Annotated in this window: 15 protein-coding genes; 14 read left to right on the top strand and 1 reads right to left on the bottom strand. The window is 73.4% G+C overall.

Going from position 1 to position 15,380, the window contains the following annotated elements:
* Positions 1 to 1,098, top strand: a 1,098-nt coding sequence (locus tag CFP66_RS40680; protein WP_094930708.1) for an HNH endonuclease signature motif containing protein, incomplete at its 5' end; no start/stop codon positions are given.
* Positions 1,099 to 1,112: 14 nt separating this feature from the next.
* Here CFP66_RS40680 and CFP66_RS40685 read toward each other — a convergent pair.
* On the bottom strand, positions 1,113 to 1,829 hold the full coding sequence (locus CFP66_RS40685; protein ID WP_094930709.1) for a FadR/GntR family transcriptional regulator: 717 nt from the start codon (positions 1,827 to 1,829) through the stop codon (positions 1,113 to 1,115).
* A 185-nt stretch (positions 1,830 to 2,014) separates the two neighbouring features.
* Here CFP66_RS40685 and CFP66_RS40690 point away from each other — a divergent pair, with 185 nt between their 5' ends.
* From CFP66_RS40690 to CFP66_RS40750, 13 genes are read left to right on the top strand one after another with little or no spacing between them, the layout of a single operon-like run.
* On the top strand, positions 2,015 to 2,824 hold the full coding sequence (locus CFP66_RS40690; RefSeq protein ID WP_094930710.1) for a (Fe-S)-binding protein: 810 nt from the start codon (positions 2,015 to 2,017) through the stop codon (positions 2,822 to 2,824).
* Positions 2,821 to 4,320 carry a lactate utilization protein B gene (locus CFP66_RS40695; RefSeq protein ID WP_094930711.1) on the top strand — a complete coding sequence of 500 codons (1,500 nt, stop codon included), beginning with the start codon at positions 2,821 to 2,823 and terminating at the stop codon, positions 4,318 to 4,320. The genes CFP66_RS40690 and CFP66_RS40695 overlap by 4 nt, the downstream gene beginning before the upstream one ends.
* The gene (locus CFP66_RS40700; RefSeq protein WP_094930712.1) at positions 4,317 to 4,976 is read left to right on the top strand and encodes an LUD domain-containing protein; all 660 of its coding nucleotides are present in this window, start codon (positions 4,317 to 4,319) and stop codon (positions 4,974 to 4,976) included. Before CFP66_RS40695 ends, CFP66_RS40700 begins: the two co-directional genes overlap by 4 nt.
* A 54-nt stretch (positions 4,977 to 5,030) precedes the next feature.
* A complete protein-coding gene (locus CFP66_RS40705) occupies positions 5,031 to 5,864 on the top strand; it encodes a DeoR/GlpR family DNA-binding transcription regulator (protein WP_158228415.1) in 834 nt (277 codons plus the stop codon).
* A gap of 51 nt (positions 5,865 to 5,915) precedes the next feature.
* Positions 5,916 to 7,073, top strand: a complete 1,158-nt coding sequence (locus CFP66_RS40710; protein ID WP_094930714.1) for a mandelate racemase/muconate lactonizing enzyme family protein — start codon at positions 5,916 to 5,918, stop codon at positions 7,071 to 7,073.
* On the top strand, positions 7,070 to 8,548 hold the full coding sequence (locus CFP66_RS40715) for an aldehyde dehydrogenase family protein (protein ID WP_094930715.1): 1,479 nt from the start codon (positions 7,070 to 7,072) through the stop codon (positions 8,546 to 8,548). The genes CFP66_RS40710 and CFP66_RS40715 overlap by 4 nt, the downstream gene beginning before the upstream one ends.
* Positions 8,548 to 9,705, top strand: coding sequence for a 6-phosphofructokinase (locus CFP66_RS40720; RefSeq protein WP_143517552.1), 1,158 nt, complete (start codon positions 8,548 to 8,550; stop codon positions 9,703 to 9,705). The genes CFP66_RS40715 and CFP66_RS40720 overlap by 1 nt, the downstream gene beginning before the upstream one ends.
* Positions 9,706 to 9,719: 14 nt before the next feature.
* Positions 9,720 to 10,997: an ABC transporter substrate-binding protein gene (locus CFP66_RS40725; RefSeq protein ID WP_094930717.1), complete on the top strand. Its 1,278-nt coding sequence runs from the start codon at positions 9,720 to 9,722 to the stop codon at positions 10,995 to 10,997.
* A 5-nt stretch (positions 10,998 to 11,002) separates the two neighbouring features.
* Complete coding sequence (locus CFP66_RS40730; protein WP_158228416.1) at positions 11,003 to 11,947, top strand: carbohydrate ABC transporter permease; 945 nt, start codon at positions 11,003 to 11,005, stop codon at positions 11,945 to 11,947.
* On the top strand, positions 11,937 to 12,770 hold the full coding sequence (locus CFP66_RS40735) for a carbohydrate ABC transporter permease (RefSeq protein WP_143517553.1): 834 nt from the start codon (positions 11,937 to 11,939) through the stop codon (positions 12,768 to 12,770). The genes CFP66_RS40730 and CFP66_RS40735 overlap by 11 nt, the downstream gene beginning before the upstream one ends.
* A complete protein-coding gene (locus tag CFP66_RS40740; protein WP_094930720.1) occupies positions 12,770 to 13,786 on the top strand; it encodes an alcohol dehydrogenase catalytic domain-containing protein in 1,017 nt (338 codons plus the stop codon). Before CFP66_RS40735 ends, CFP66_RS40740 begins: the two co-directional genes overlap by 1 nt.
* Positions 13,783 to 14,697 carry a 2-deoxy-5-keto-D-gluconate 6-phosphate aldolase domain-containing protein gene (locus CFP66_RS40745; RefSeq protein WP_094930721.1) on the top strand — a complete coding sequence of 305 codons (915 nt, stop codon included), beginning with the start codon at positions 13,783 to 13,785 and terminating at the stop codon, positions 14,695 to 14,697. The genes CFP66_RS40740 and CFP66_RS40745 overlap by 4 nt, the downstream gene beginning before the upstream one ends.
* Positions 14,694 to 15,341 carry a GntR family transcriptional regulator gene (locus CFP66_RS40750; RefSeq protein WP_158228417.1) on the top strand — a complete coding sequence of 216 codons (648 nt, stop codon included), beginning with the start codon at positions 14,694 to 14,696 and terminating at the stop codon, positions 15,339 to 15,341. Before CFP66_RS40745 ends, CFP66_RS40750 begins: the two co-directional genes overlap by 4 nt.
* The last annotated feature ends 39 nt before the right edge of the window (positions 15,342 to 15,380 follow it).

Raw genomic sequence — 15,380 nt, forward strand, 5'->3', positions numbered from 1 at the left:
GCGCTGCAACGGCGCGGCACGTTCGCCGAACGCGGCTATCGCAAACCCGAAGGCGCGTTGACCGACCTGCTGGGATGCGACTCCTACGAAGCGCGCCGCCGCGTCGTCGCCGCCGAGCAGGCGTGCGAGCAGATCGGGCTCGACGGCACCGTGCTGCCCGCCCGCCTCCCCGCCACCGGGAAGGCGTTCGCCGCCGGACACGCAGGCCTGCGCCACGTCGAAGTCATCGCCGCCCTGCTGGGCACCCCCGAAGCCGGGCGGATCACCGACTGGCAACGGGCGGGGCTGGAAGAGCAGCTGGCCGGTATGGCCGCCGAATACTCGCCAGGGCAACTACGCAAGATCGGCACCCAACTCCTGGAAGCCCTCGACGGCGACGGCCCCGAACCTGATGACAACCCGCCCGAGCCGGTCAACCGGCTGCAGGTCCGTAAGCGTCGCGACGGGTCAGGCGGCACGATCAGCGGGCAGTTCGACGACGCGGCGATGTTCGACGCGATCGCCACCGTCATCGACGCCAAAGCCAAGCCCCTCGGCCGCGATGATCAACGATCGACCGGGCAGCGTCAGGCCGAAGCCCTCGCCGACGCCTGCGGGTTCGTCCTCGCCCACGCCACCCTCCCCGACACCGGCGGGCGACGCCCACACCTCAACGTGCTGATCCGGCTCGAAGACCTCGAAACCCGCGCCCGCTCCGCGATGCTCGACTTCGGCGGCCGCATGAGCCCCACCTCGCTACGGATGCTGGCCTGCGACGCCGCCGTCGTACCCATCGTCATGAACGGCGCCGGACAACCCCTCGACGTCGGGCGCTCCACCCGGGTGATCCCCGACGGACTACGCCGGGCGGTCACCGCCCGCGACCGCGGATGCGCGCACCCGGGCTGCGACCGGACACCTTCTTGGTCCGAAATCCACCATATCTGGGAGTGGGAGTACGGCGGACCCACCGAACTGAACAACCTGGTGAGCTTGTGCAAGGTGCACCACCGCCTGATCCACGATTCCGGATGGGTGGTCCGGATCCGTGACGGGTTACCCGAATTCATCCCACCGAAATGGATCGACCCCGAACAGAAACCCCGCCGGAACCCCTGATGGGCGGCCGAGGATCACGACTGCGGGTCGGCCTCTCGGGCGCTCCGGTCAACCACCGCACCTCGTGCCGGGAGGACACCGTGGAACGCACGAATATGGGCCTCGATACGGCCGGCGGCCAGCTCGGCGTCGCCGTCCGCGAGCGCGGCGTAGATCTCCCGGTGCTCGCCGCGCAGGCGTCCACGCAGCGCGGGCCAGTCGGCTCGCTCACGCATCGCCCCCACCAGAACTCCTCGCACCGACTCGCGGATCGCCACCGTCAGCTCGTTGACCAGGCGGTTCCCGGCCGCCGCTGCGATCAGGACGTGGAAGGCGATATCGGCGTCGCTGAACACCTCAGGGCCCAGATCAGCATCCATCGCGTCGAGTTCGGCCGCCATGACGAGCAGGTCCCTCGCCGTCCGGCGGCGGGCCGCGAGCCCTGCCGAGAAGCGCTCCAGCATCACCCGGGCCTCGGTGACGTCATCCACCGGGAACGAGTCGACGGCGAGGTGCAGTGCGAGCACCCGGCCCAGGGCTCGAGCGGGAGCCGGGACGACGACGGTGCCCGACGCCTCTCCCGTGCCGACCTGCGAGCGGATCACGCCCTGCGCCTGCAGAACCCGGAGCGCCTCCCGCACCGCCTGCCTACCGGCGCCCAACTGGTGGGCCAGCTCCCGTTCGCCGGGCAGGCGATCGCCGGGGCGCAGCTCGCCGGCCATGAGCCGGTGCTCGATGTGTGTGAGCACCATTTCGTGGGCACGTCGACCACGGAAGTCGGGCGGCACGCCCCTCCCCTCACACACGCAGGCACAACTTCACGCGACGCACCAGCTGGACCGCCGGCATGCCGGACCCATCGGCGTCTTGGTCGCACCATAGCGCTAGCTTGGTCTGACCAAGCCCTCCATCCACCACAGCTCACCTCGGAGGCCACATGACCCGGGTCGGCCTGATGGTCACCTGCATCAACGACGCGCTGTTCCCGGACACCGGCAAGGCCGTCGTCACGCTGCTGCGCCGGCTCGGGGTGGAGGTCGAGTTCCCGGCCGCGCAGACCTGCTGCGGCCAGCCGATGACCAACACCGGTTACCTGGACGAGGCGGTCCCGCTGGTGCGCAACCACGTGGACGCGTTCTCCGGATGCGACGCGATCATCGCGCCGTCCGGGTCCTGCGCGGGCTCGGTGCGCCACCAGCACGGCATGGTCGCGCAGCGCTCCGGCGACCCCGGTCTGATCCGCGGGGTGGCGCAGGCGCCACCGGTGTACGAGCTCTCGGAATACCTGGTCGACGTGCTCGGGGCCGAGGATGTGGGCGCGTACTTCCCGCACCGGGTCACCTACCACCCGACCTGCCACTCGCTGCGGATGCTCGGCGTCGGCGACCGGCCGACCCGGCTCCTGCGCGCGGTGCGCGGCCTGACGCTGGCCGAGCTGCCCGGCGCGGCCGAATGCTGCGGGTTCGGGGGCACGTTCGCGGTGAAGAACGCCGAGACCTCGATCGCCATGGGCAACGACAAGGCCCGGCACGTGCAGGAGACCGGTGCCGAGGTGCTCGTCGCCGGGGACAACTCGTGCCTGATGCACGTCGGCGGCCTGCTGTCGCGGCAGCGCTCCGGCGTGCGCGTGATGCACCTGGCCGAGGTACTGGCCCAGACCGAGCCGGTGATCTCCTCCGGCGACCGGGCGGGAGACGCGCGGAGCGCCGGAACCGCGGTCCCGCAGAAGCGGGAGCAGCTGCGATGAGCGGGACCTTCCTCGGCACGCCGGCCTTCCCGGAGGCGGCCCGCGCCGCGCTGTCGGACACCCAGCTGCGGCGCAACCTCGCCCACGCCACCACCACGATCCGCACCAAGCGGGCGAAGGTCGTCGGCGAGGTCGACGAGTGGGAACAGCTGCGGCTGGCGGGCGAGGCGATCAAGAACCGGGCGCTGCGGCACCTGCCGCACTACCTGGAGCAGCTGGAGCGCTCGCTGACGGAGGCGGGCGCGACCGTCCACTGGGCCCGCGACGCCGCCGAGGCGAACGCGATCGTCGTCGACATCGTCCGCAAGCACGGCACGGACGAGGTCGTCAAGGTCAAGTCGATGGCCACCCAGGAGATCGATCTCAACGGCGCCCTGGAGGCCGCGGGGATCCACGCCTGGGAGACCGACCTGGCCGAGCTGATCGTCCAGCTCGGCGACGACCTGCCCAGCCACATCCTGGTGCCGGCGATCCACCGCAACCGCGCGGAGATCCGCGAGATCTTCCTGCGCGAGATGGGCCGGGCCGGTCGTGCGGCACCCGAGGACCTCACCGACGAGCCCGCGCAGCTGGCGGCGGCCGCACGGGCGCATCTCCGGGAGAAGTTCCTGCGGGCGAAGGTGGCCGTCTCCGGGGCGAACTTCGCCGTGGCCGAGACCGGGGCGCTGACGGTCGTCGAGTCCGAGGGCAACGGCCGGATGTGCCTGACCCTGCCGGAGGTGCTGGTGTCGGTGGTCGGCATCGAGAAGGTGCTGCCCAGCCACCAGGACCTGGACGTGATGTTGCAGCTGCTGCCGCGGTCGTCCACCGGCGAGCGGATGAACCCCTACACGTCCACCTGGACGGGGGTCACGCCCGGGGACGGGCCGCAGGAAGTGCACGTGGTGCTGCTGGACAACGGCCGCACCGACGTCCTGGCCGACCCGACCGGGCGGCAGACGCTGCGCTGCATCCGCTGTTCGGCCTGCCTGAACGTCTGCCCCGTCTACGAGCGCACGGGCGGGCACGCGTACGGCTCGGTCTACCCGGGCCCGATCGGCGCGATCCTCACCCCGCAGCTGCGCGGGGTGGGCCACGACGCGCAGACCGACTCGCTGCCCTTCGCCTCCAGCCTGTGCGGGGCGTGCTTCGAGGTGTGCCCGGTGCGGATCGACATCCCGGAGGTGCTGGTGCACCTGCGCGCGCAGGTCGTGGACGCGCACAAGCGGGAGCGGAGCCTGCCGTCGGTGCAGGACCTGGCGATGAAGGCGGCGTCGTGGGCGTTCTCGTCCTCGTCGCGCACCGCCGCGGCGGAGCGCGCGGCCGGGTTCGGCGGGCGGCTCGCCGCGAAGGTGGGGCGCACCGCTCCCGGGGGGCGCCCGGTGCTGGGCGCGATCCCGGGGCCGGCGGGAGCCTGGTCGGACTCCCGGGACGTGCCCGTCCCGGCGCCCGAATCGTTCCGGCAGTGGTGGGCGCGGACCGACGGCGGTCGTACCGAGCGGGAGGAGCGGCGGTGAGCGCGCGCGAGGCGATCCTCGGCCGGGCCCGCCGTGCCCTGGCCGACGTACCCGAGTCCGATCCCGCCCTCGACGTCCCCGTGGTCCGGCCCGAACCGGACCGCAGACGCACCCACGAGCAGGTCGTGGACCTGTTCGCCGAGCAGGTCGCGGACTACCGCGCCGTCGTCGAGCGGGCCACCACCTCCACCGCCCCCGGCCTCGTCGCCGCCGCTCTCGAGGGGCGCACCCCCCTGTCGGGGAGCGGCGCCCTGCGCATCCTCGTCCCACCGGGATTCCCGCGGGCGCTGGTCCCGGACGGGGTCGAGGTGCTGCACGACGGCCCGGACGTGGCGGTGTCCGAGCTGGACCGCTGCGACGGGGTGCTGTCCACCGCCGCGATCGGGATCGCCGAGACCGGGACGATCGTGCTCGACCACCGGGAGGGTCAGGGCCGCCGCGCCGCGACGCTCGTCCCGGACCTGCACGTCTGCGTGGTGCGGACCGACCAGATCGTGCCCGCGGTACCGGACGCGGTCGCCGCGCTCGACCCCCGCCGGCCGAGCACCTGGATCAGCGGGCCGAGCGCGACCAGCGACATCGAGCTGGACCGCGTGGAGGGTGTGCACGGCCCGCGCACGCTGCACGTCCTCATCGTCGCCGACGATCACGAGTGAATGTGCGATAGCTACCATCTGTGGCGCGACCGGCACCCTCACTACCATCGCCCTGTGAGCGACGCGACGGACCGGGCCGCAGCACCCACGAGCGGATCCGCCGACGGTGGTGCCGCGCTGCGCTACGACGCCGCACCCCGCCGCCGCGACGCGATCCTCGAGCGGCTGCGCGCGAGCGGGCACGTCTCGGTCTCGGAGGTGAGCCAGGCGCTCGGGGTGTCGGAGATGACCGTGCGCCGTGACCTGCGCCGCCTGGTCGAGACGGGCGACGCGAGCCTCGTGCACGGCGGCGCCAGCCTCCCGGCGGGATCGCACGGCCGCCCGGTCTTCGGGGTGCGGGCGCTCGTCAACGCCGAGGCCAAGCGGCGCATCGGCGCGGCGGCCGCGGCGATGGTCGCGGCCGACGACACCGTGGGCATCGACGCCGGGACCACCGCCCTCGAGGTGGCGCACGCGCTGCCCGAGACCTTCTCCGGCTGCGTCGTCACGCATTCGGCGCCGGCGCTGGCCGTGATGCTCGCGCGCAAGGCCGCTCGCGTCATCGCCATCGGCGGGGAACTGTCGCACGACAACCAGGCGATGATCGGGCCCAGCGCCGCGCACTTCGTGCGGAACCTGCGCCTGCGCCTGCTCGTGCTCGGCGTGGCCAGCATCGACGTCCGTGGTGTGTACGTCCGCTCCGAGCTGGAGCTCAGCGTCAAGCAGGCGCTCCTCGACGTCGCCGAGGACGTCGTCCTCGTCTGCGACGCCTCCAAGGAGGGCGGGCCGGGCACGGTGCGCGTCTGCACCCTGGACCGGATCGACACCGTGGTCACGGACGCGCCGATGAGCGAGGGGCTCACCCGGCGCCTGCACGCGGCCGGCACGCGCATCGTCGTCGCGCGCTGACCCGTCGCCCGGGTCTTGACAGGGGCCCCGTGCATCCGAACACTGCATGCAATGTTCGCTTCCGCACAAACTCCGGAGCGCCTGCTGCCGGCGTCCCCCGTCGCCGCGGTCCGGCTGCGGGTCTTCCGCAGCGCGGTCGTCGACGGGGTGGCGATGTCCTTCGCCCCCATGGGGCATCGGGCCATGGCCGTGGTCGAGGTCGAACTCGAGGACGGCGCGCGCGGCATCGGCGAGACGTGGGTGAACTACCCGGCCTGGGCCTGGCGCGAGCGCGCGGCGACCCTCGCCGAGGGTGTCGCCCCGCTGCTCCTCGGCCGCACCCTGACCAGCCCCGCGGAAGCGCACGACCTGCTCATGGCGGCACTGCGGCCGCTGGGCCGGCAGTGGGGGGCGCCGGGTCCGGTGCACCAGGCCGTCAGCGGCGTGGACACCGCGCTGTGGGACCTCGCCGCCCGGCACGCGGGCCGGCCGCTCGCCGCCCTGCTCACCGGGGCGGACGTCCGGCGCGAGCTGCCCGTCTACGCCTCCAGCCTGGGCCCGGACGACGTCGCGGCGACGGCGGAGCGCTGCGCGGGCGCCGGGCACACGGCCGTGAAGGTCAAGCTCGGCTTCGGGCGCGACCGGGACCTGGCCAACCTCCGCACCGCCCGCCGCGTGCTCGGGGGCGGGGTCCGGCTCTTCGGCGACGCCAACCAGGCCTGGTCGCTCGACGAGGCCCTCGACCTCGTGCCCGCGTTGCGGGACGCGGGCGTGGAGTGGCTGGAGGAGCCGCTGGCCGGTGACGACCCGGGCGCGCTCGCGCAGCTGCGGCGTCGCGGTGGGCTGCCCCTGGCCACCGGCGAGAACCTCTACGGCGCCGCCGCCTTCGCGCCCTACGTCGAGCAGGGCTCGGTGGACATCGTCCAGCCCGACCTGTCCAAGGTCGGCGGCCCGACCGAGTACCTGCGGGTCGTCGCGCTCGCGGCGGCGACGGGCACGACCGTCAACCCGCACCTGTACAACGGCGCGGTCGCCACCGCCGCGACGCTGCAGGTCGCCGCGGCCGTGCCGGCGACCACGGCCGTCGAGTGGGACGTGCGCGCCAACCGGCTGCGCGAGGCCGTCGACCACCTGCTGACCGACCACGGGACCGTCCGCGTGCCGGACCGCCCCGGACTCGGCGTCGATCTCGACCTCGACGCCATCGCCGACCTGGAGGAGACCCTGTGACGACCGTGAGCAGCAGCGACGCGACCGTCGGTGCGGTGCTGGCCGAGCCGACGGGTGTCGTCGTCGACGGTCGCCGCCGCACGACGTCGTCCCGACGGCCGCTCGTCGCGCCGGTCGACGGCAAGCCGTGGACCGAGATCGCCGTCGGCGGGCGGCAGGACGCCGAGGACGCCGCCGGTGCCGCCGCCCGGGCGTTGCCGGCGTGGTCGGCCGCACCGCCCGCCGAGCGCGCCGCCTCGCTGCGCGCCGTCGCCGACGAGCTCGACGCGGCAGCGGCCGGCGCCGAGTGGCCCGCGCTCATCACCCGGGAGACCGGCAAGCGGCTCGCGGAGGCCCGCGGCGAGCTCGGCCTGTCGGCCGTCTACTTCCGGGTGATGGCCGACCTGCTCGAGCAGCAGCAGGAACGCGTGCTGCACGCCGTCACCGGCACCGCGCACCACGTCGAGGCGCGGCCGCTCGGGGTGGCCGCCGTGCTCACCCCCTGGAACTTCCCGGTGTCCATCCCGGCACGAAAGATCGCCCCCGCGCTCGCCGCCGGTTGCCCGGTGCTGTTCAAGCCGTCCGAGGTGGCGCCGCTGTCGTCGATGGTCCTCGCGGCCCTGCTCGACCGGCACCTGCCCGCGGGCACCGTGAACACCGTGCTCGGCGAGCCGGCCGACGTCGTCGACCCGTGGCTCGCCCACCCGGAGGTGCAGGTGGTCTCCTTCACCGGCTCCACCCGGGTGGGCGGGCTCGTCGCCGCCGCGGCCGCACCCCGGTTCCTGCGCACCGTGCTCGAACTCGGCGGCTGCGCGCCGTTCCTCGTGCTCCCCGACGCCGACGTCGAGCAGGCGGTGCAGACACTGCTCGTCGCGAAGTACCGCAACAACGGGCAGTCCTGCATCGCCGCCAACCAAGTGTTCGTCGCACGCGAGGTGGCGGGCGGGTTCGTCGACGCCTTCGTCGCCGCCACCGAGCGACTCGTCGTCGGCGATCCGCTCGATGCCGCAAGCGACATCGGCCCGCTCGCCCCCGCGGGTGACCCCGCGCGCCTGGCCGAGCTCGTGGACGACGCGGTCGCCGCCGGGGCGCGCGTCGCCGGAACCCGCGCTCCCGTGCCGGAGCCGGGGCACTGGTTCGCCCCGACCGTCCTCGTCGACGTCCCCGCCGCCGCGGCGGTGTTCCGCGACGAGGTGTTCGGCCCCGTCGCGGCCGTGAGCACCTACACCGACCTCGACGACGCGATCGCGCAGCACCGGGCAACCGGCTACGGGCTGGCGGGCTACGTATGCGGCACGGACGTCGACGTCGCGCGGGCGGTCTCCGGGCGACTGCGCGCCGGCATCGTCGGCATCAACACCGGCACACCCAACTACCCCGGGGCCCCGTTCGGCGGGCTCGGGCTCTCCGGCTCCGGGTACGAGGGCGGCCCGCAGGGGCTGGAGGCCTTCCAGGCGTGGCGCACCACGGCGGTCGCCGGCGACGCGGTGTCGTGATGCGCCTCGTCATCGGCCAGACCGGTGCACCGACCGCGGTGGTCAACCGCAGTGTCGCGGGCTTCCTCGACGCGAGCCGCGAGCACGAGGTGCTCCTGGCGCGCGGCGGCCCGGACGCCCTGGTACGCGCGGCCCTCGACCCGCTGCCACCCGGCGGGCTGCCGGCCGGCGAGGTCGAGCGGGGCGGCTCGTGGCTCGGTGGCGGGCGCCGGGCCACGACGCCCGAGGACGTCGACGCGATCGTGGCCGGCCTCGCGGCGCGCGACGTCGACGGGCTCTGCCTCGTCGGCGGCAACGGCACCATGGCACTGCTCGACGCCGTCGCGCGACGCGCCACCGAGCGCGGCGTGGCGCTGCGGACCGCGGGGATCCCCAAGACCATCGACAACGACCTCGACGGCGTCGACCACGCCCCCGGCTACGCCTCCGCCGCGCGTTTCGTGTCGACCGTCGTCCAGGACATCGCCCGCGACCACCGCGCGATGACCTCGATCGAGCCGGTCCGGATCGTGGAGACGATGGGCCGGGCCACCGGCTGGCTCGCGCTCGCCGCGACACTGCCCGTCACGGGCGACGACGAGCACGTGGTGCACCGCGTGCACCTGCCCGAACTCGGGTTCGACGTCGAGGAGTTCCTCACCGACGTCGCCGGGCTGGTCGAGCGGCACGGGCGTGCCCTCGTCGTGGTCAGCGAGGGTGTCGCCACCGACCTCACCGCGGCGCCGATCCACGCGGCCAACCACACGACGCTGCTGGTCGGCGGGGTCGCGCGCCGCCTCGCCGAGCTCGTCACCACCCGGCTCGGCCTGCCCGCGCGCGGCGAGGTGCTCGGCGTGGCCCAGCGTTGCGCGTCGCACCTCGTCAGCGCCGCGGACGCCCGCGAGGCGGTGGAAGTCGGCGGGCTGGCGGCCGCCACACTGCTCGACCCGGCCGCACCGACGGCGGTCATGGTCGGCGTGCAGCGCCGGCCCGGGCCCGGCTACCGCGCGCACCACCCGCTCGTGCCGCTCGCCGAAGTGGCGGCGCGGGTCCGCACCGTTCCCGAGCGCTGGCGCCGCCGCGACCCGGCCGACCTCGGCGACTTCCACGCCTGGCTCGCCCCCCTCGTCACCCCCCAGGCAGATTCCACTGCCGCGATCGCCCTGGAGGCCTCGTGAAGACACGGACCCGGATGAAGACACGGACCCGGCTCCTCGGCTGCGTCCTCGGCGCCGCCGTCCTCGCCCTACCGGCGTGCGGCAACCCCACCGACGCCGCCTCGGGTGCGGGCAACGCGATCAACCTCGTGATGTCGAACCACCCGTGGCAACGCGGGATCGAACCCCTCATCGACCGGTTCGAGGAGGAGTCGGGCATCACGGTGAACGTGCAGACGTTCGCCGAGCAGCAGACGCGCGACAAGATCCAGCTCAACCTGCAGTCCCGCAGCGCCGCGATGGACGTCTACATGACCCTCCCGTCGCGCGAGGGCCCGGTATTCGCGTCGTCGGGCTACTACGAGCCGCTCGACGACCGGCTCGCGCAGGCGCCCGCGGAGTACGAGGCCGACGGCTTCAGCCGGGGCGCCCTCACCGGTATGCAGGTGGACGGCACGACGTACGCGCTGCCCATCAACGTCGAGGGCCCGGTCCTGTACTACCGCACGGACCTGTTCGAGCAGTGGGGCCTCACCCCGCCCACGACGGTGGACGAGCTGCGCGCCACGGCCGAGGCCATCAAGGGCCGCACCGCGGACGTCACGCCCATCACGCTGCGCGGCGCCTCCTCGGCGCTCCCGTTCACCTTCGGCCCGTTCCTGCACGGCACCGGTCTGGAGTGGACCGACGCGCAGGGAGCGCCCACCTTCGACGACCCGCGCGCCGTCCTCGCCATCGACCAGTACGCCACCCTGGCCCGCGAGTTCGGGCCGCCCGGTGTCATCAACTACTCGTTCACCGAGTCCTCCACGCTCTTCGCGCAAGGCAAGGCCGCGATGGAGCTGGAGTCCAGCAACGAGCTCAACAGCCTCATCGACCCGGGCAGCTCGACGGTCGCCGAGAACGTCGGGGTCGCCGCCGTGCCCGCCACCACGGTGCTGTCCTGGGGCATCGCGATGTCCCCGTTCTCGGAGAACAAGGACGCCGCGTGGCAGTTCATGCAGTGGGCCACGAGCCCGGCGACGCAGCTGGAGCTCGCGAAGGCCGACATCGCCCCTCCGCGGCAGTCCGTCGCCGACGAGCCCTCCTACGCCGAAGCGCTCGACACCCCGACGCACCAGCAGTGGCGCGCCGCCGTGGCCGATCTGCAGGAGAACGGCAACGTCGAGGTGGGACCGGTCGGCGCGAACGCGCCGGCGATGCGCAAGGTCATCGGCGACGCCGTCGGCAAGGCCATCCTCGGTGAGGCGAGCCCGGAGCAGGCGGCCGCGGAGATCCAGTCCGGCCTCACGTCCCAACTGGCGGATGGATGACCACCGTGACCACGCGCACGCGCGAGCCCACTCCGCCGGCCCTCGCACCTCCACCGTCCCGGCGGGGCCGGGGCGGCGGGGCGACCCCGGTGGCGCGGGGCGTCTGGCCGCTGCTGGTGCCGGCGATGGTCGTCACGCTGGCCCTCGTCGTCCTCCCCGTCCTCTACACGGTCTGGCTGTCGCTGTCGGACCGCGGCCGCGACGGCACCAACGCCGGCTTCGTCGGGCTCGACAACTTCGCCCGCATGGTGGCGGCGCCGGAGTTCTGGAACTCCGTGCGGGTCACCCTCGTGCTCTTCGCGGTCTGCCTGCTCGTGGAGACGGTGCTCGGCATCGCGCTCGGCTACCTGCTGAGCATCGACGTGCCCGGGCGGAAGGTCTTCCAGGGGATCATGCTCATCCCGGCGATCACGGCGTCGGTCGCGGTGGCCCTGGTCTGGATGCTCATCTACGACCCCACCCTGGGGGCGGCGAACCAGATCCTCACCGCGGTCGGGCTCGACCCGGTCGTGTGGCTGGGTGACCCCGACATCGCCCTCTGGTCGATCGCGCTCGTCGACGTCTGGCAGTGGACGCCGTTCATGGCGCTCATCATCGCCGCGGGCATCCGTTCCCTGCCGGCCGAGCCGTTCGAGGCGGCGTCGATCGACGGCGCCTCGGGCTGGCGCAAGGCGGTGCACGTCGGGCTGCCGCTGCTCATGCCGGTGATCTCGGTGGCGATGATGTTGCGCACGGTGGACCTCGTGCGGTTCTTCGACACCGTCTACATCATGACCCAGGGCGGCCCCGTCGACTCCACGAACACCCTGAACGTCTACGGCTACCGCGCCGCGTTCATCGACCAGGAGGCGAGCTACGCCGCCGCGCTCCAGCTGAGCCTGCTGCTGCTCGTCGTCGTCCTGGCCGGCGTGTTCACCCTCTGGCGCCGGAGGATCAGCGTTGACCACTAGGACCCCTGCCGCTCGACGGCTCACGCAGGTGTACGCCCTGTACCTGCTCGCCGCGCTGGTCTTCTTCGGACCCGTCCTGTTCATGCTGTGGTCGGCGTTCCGGAGCAACGTCGACATCACCGGCTCGATCTTCAACCTGACCGCGCCGCTGACCCTGGAGAACTTCACGAACCTGTTCGACCGGTTCGTCTTCTACTACTACATCCGCAACAGCTTCGTCGTGGCCGGGGGTTCCACGCTGCTCGGTCTGGCACTCGGTGTGCCCGCGGCCTACGTCATCGTGCGCCGCAAGGCCACGAGCATCGGCTTCCTCATGCTGCTCGCTCGGATGGCGCCCGGCGTGCTGTTCGTGCTGCCCCTGTTCGTCCTCTCGGTGCAGACCGGTGCGCCGTCGAACAACGGCCTGAACTTCGCCCTGCTCATCGCGGCACACCTGATCATCACGTTGCCGCTGTGCATCTGGCTTCTGGTGCCGTTCTTCGAGGACATCCCGATCAGCCTCGAAGAGGCGGCGATGCTCGACGGTGCCACGGTGTGGCAGCGCTTCCGGCACGTCGTCGTGCCGCTGGCCCTGCCGGGGCTGTCGGTCGCGGTGACGCTGAGCTTCATCTTCTCCTGGAACTACTTCCTCTTCGCCCTCGCCCTGGCGAACGCCGACACGCTGCCGTTGCCCGTGATCGCGTTCAACTTCATCGGGCAGGGCGCGAGCGACTACGGAGGTCTCATGGCTGCCAGCACGCTCATCTCGCTGCCGGCGCTCCTGCTCACCGTCTTCGCGCAGCGCTGGCTCGTGCGGGGCCTGACCGGCGGGGCGGTGAAGTGATGGCTGACGCGATGACACCGGCGACGCGGCGGGCCGCCCGCTTCCGCGGGGATGCGGTCATCGACTTCACCGACGACGACCTGCCCGAGGTCGCCGCGGCCGAGGTGCGGCTGCGCGTGGACGTCTGCGCGCTGTGCGGCTCCGACAAGCGCCTCCTCGCGAGCGGCTCGGCGGTGGTGCCCGGGCACGAGATCGCCGGCACGGTCGTCGCGGCGGGCCGCGGCACCACGCTGCCCACCGGCACCCGCTGCATCGTCTACATCCCCGTCTTCTGCGGGGAGTGCGACCAGTGCCTGCGGGGCCAGACCAACCGCTGCCTGCACCTGCGCGAGCTCATCGGCTGGCAGCGCGACGGCGGCTTCGCCGACTTCGTGGACGTCCCGCAGCGGTGCGCGCTGCCGGTTCCCGACGACGTGCCCCAGGACGTCGCCGTGCTCGGCCTCGACACGGTGGGGACGGCGGCGCACGGCCTCCGGCTCGCCCTGCGCACGCAGGACGAGCTCCCCCGGCGCCTGCTCGTGGTCGGGTGCGGCCCGCTCGGCCTCGGCGTCGTGGCCGTTGCCCGCGCGCTGGGCGTCGCGTCCGTCGACGCCCACGACCCGCATCCCGGGCGGCTCGCACTCGCCGCGCGCCTCGGCGCGGGAACGCAGGTCGACCTGCAGGCGGAGAACCGGTACGACGTCACGGTGGAGGTCAGTGGCTCCGCTCCCGGGCGCGACGCCGCCCAGCGCGTGGTCGTGCCCGGCGGCACCGTCCTCGTGCTCGGGGAGTCGAACGACCCGTACGTGATGGCGGCGACGCCGCGCTGGCGGCGCACCGACTGCTTCACCGTCCGCTCCTTCTACTTCCCGCTCACCGAGGTGGACGGCAACTGGGACCTGCTGCGCCGCTGCGGCCCGGCCCTGCGCGACGTCCTCGCGCACCCGCTCACCCTGCCCGAGCTCGCCCGGGCCTTCGACAAGTTCGTGGCCGGTGACCTGCTGAAGCCCTACATCGTCTCTGGAGCCCCCGCATGACCGCACGCCACCTGTTCGTCCTGGCCGTCGACCAGCGGCCGTGGCTGACCCAGGCCCTGTGGGGCCACACCGGCACCGCGACCCCGGACCAGCGGGCCACCGCGGCCCGCGCCAAGCACGCGGTCCTCGACGGGCTCCTCGCCGCGGTGGACGCCGGCGTCCCCCGCGAGGCCGCGGGCCTGCTCGTCGACGACGAGCTCGGCCCGGGGGTGGCCGAGCGTGCCCGGGCCGCGGGGATCACCCTGAGCATGCCGCTCGAACGGGCCGGTCTCGACCTGTACGAGGACGCACCCGCCGACGTCCCGGCCCACCTGGCCCACCACGCCCCGGACCTGGCCAAGGTGCTCGTCCGCTACAACCCCGACGGCGACGCCGACGCGAACGCGGTGCAGCGGCGCCGGCTCGCGGCCACCGCACGCGCGGCGCACGAGGCGGGCTCGCGGTTCCTGTTCGAGCTGCTGGTCCCGCCCGTGTCCGCCCCACCCACCGAGTCGCAGCGCGACGCGGACGTGTGGGCACACGAGGTGCGGCCCGGCTTGGTGCTGCGGGCCATGGAGGAGATCGCCGCCGACGTCGACGTCGACGTCTGGAAGCTCGAGAGCCTCGGCCCGGAGCAGGCCTACGCGGACGCCGTGGCGCTCGCGGCGACGCACGACGCCACGTGCCTGCTGCTCGGCGCGGGCGCTCCGACCGAACAGGTCGACACCTGGCTGTCGCGCGCGGCCCGCAACGGCTTCGCCGGCTTCGCGGTGGGACGCAGCATCTGGTGGGACGCCGTGCGCGGGCTCCTCGCCGGCGAGATCGAGCACGCCGCGGCGGTGTCCGCCGTGGCGTCGCGGTACCGCCACTTCGTGGACGTCTTCGTCGACGCGTCCCGGCCCCTCGCCGTCACCGGCGGATCGCCGGCGTGACCCCGCTGCTCGACCCGAACGAGCGCGTCGGGGAACGGGTGCACCGCGACCTGCGCAACCGCATCCTCACGGGCGCCCTTCCCGCGGGGTCGCGGCTGTCGGTACCCGCGATCGCACGCGAGCTCGGCGTGAGCCGCAGCCCGCTGCGCGACGCCGTCCTCCAACTCGTCCGCGAGGGCCTCGCGGAGGAGACGTTCAACCGGGGCGCCGTCGTGCGGCAGCTCAGCCGCGAGGACCTGATCAGCCTCTACGACGCGCGCGAAGCACTGGAGGGCATGGCCACCCGCCTCGCGACGGCCGGGTTCACGCCCGCCGTGCGGCGCCGGCTGCGCGACCTGCTCGCCGAGCACGACGAGGTCGTCGCCGCCCACGACTTCACCCGCCACATCGATGTCGACGCCGCGTTCCACCGCGAGATCCGCCAGGCCGCCGGCAGCCCGGTGCTCGCCCGGATGCTCGAGGAGATCCAGGGCCAGGTGATGCTGGCGATGCGGTCGACGAGCGTCAGCGGCGGGATGGCCCAGGCCGTCGCCGACCACCGCCGGATCTTCGAGGCGCTGGCCGCGGGTGATCCGGATGCCGGCGAGGCGGCGGCGCGGCAGCACATCGCGCGGCTGCGGGAGCTGCTGCGTACCCACCCCTGATGCCGGAGTCGTGTGTCGCACGGTGCGGGTGGAAGACTC

The sequence above is a fragment of the Pseudonocardia sp. MH-G8 genome (assembly GCF_002262885.1).
Taxonomy (GTDB): Bacteria; Actinomycetota; Actinomycetes; order Mycobacteriales; family Pseudonocardiaceae; genus Pseudonocardia.

What these genes read in the sequence shown, in the direction of transcription:
- CFP66_RS40685 (WP_094930709.1), bottom strand. Translation starts at nt 1,829, where the DNA reads ATGGTGCTCACACACATCGAGCACCGGCTCATGGCCGGCGAGCTGCGC.
- CFP66_RS40690 (WP_094930710.1), top strand. Translation starts at nt 2,015, where the DNA reads ATGACCCGGGTCGGCCTGATGGTCACCTGCATCAACGACGCGCTGTTC.
- CFP66_RS40695 (WP_094930711.1), top strand. Translation starts at nt 2,821, where the DNA reads ATGAGCGGGACCTTCCTCGGCACGCCGGCCTTCCCGGAGGCGGCCCGC.
- CFP66_RS40710 (WP_094930714.1), top strand. Translation starts at nt 5,916, where the DNA reads ATGTTCGCTTCCGCACAAACTCCGGAGCGCCTGCTGCCGGCGTCCCCC.
- CFP66_RS40720 (WP_143517552.1), top strand. Translation starts at nt 8,548, where the DNA reads ATGCGCCTCGTCATCGGCCAGACCGGTGCACCGACCGCGGTGGTCAAC.
- CFP66_RS40725 (WP_094930717.1), top strand. Translation starts at nt 9,720, where the DNA reads ATGAAGACACGGACCCGGCTCCTCGGCTGCGTCCTCGGCGCCGCCGTC.
- CFP66_RS40740 (WP_094930720.1), top strand. Translation starts at nt 12,770, where the DNA reads ATGGCTGACGCGATGACACCGGCGACGCGGCGGGCCGCCCGCTTCCGC.
- CFP66_RS40745 (WP_094930721.1), top strand. Translation starts at nt 13,783, where the DNA reads ATGACCGCACGCCACCTGTTCGTCCTGGCCGTCGACCAGCGGCCGTGG.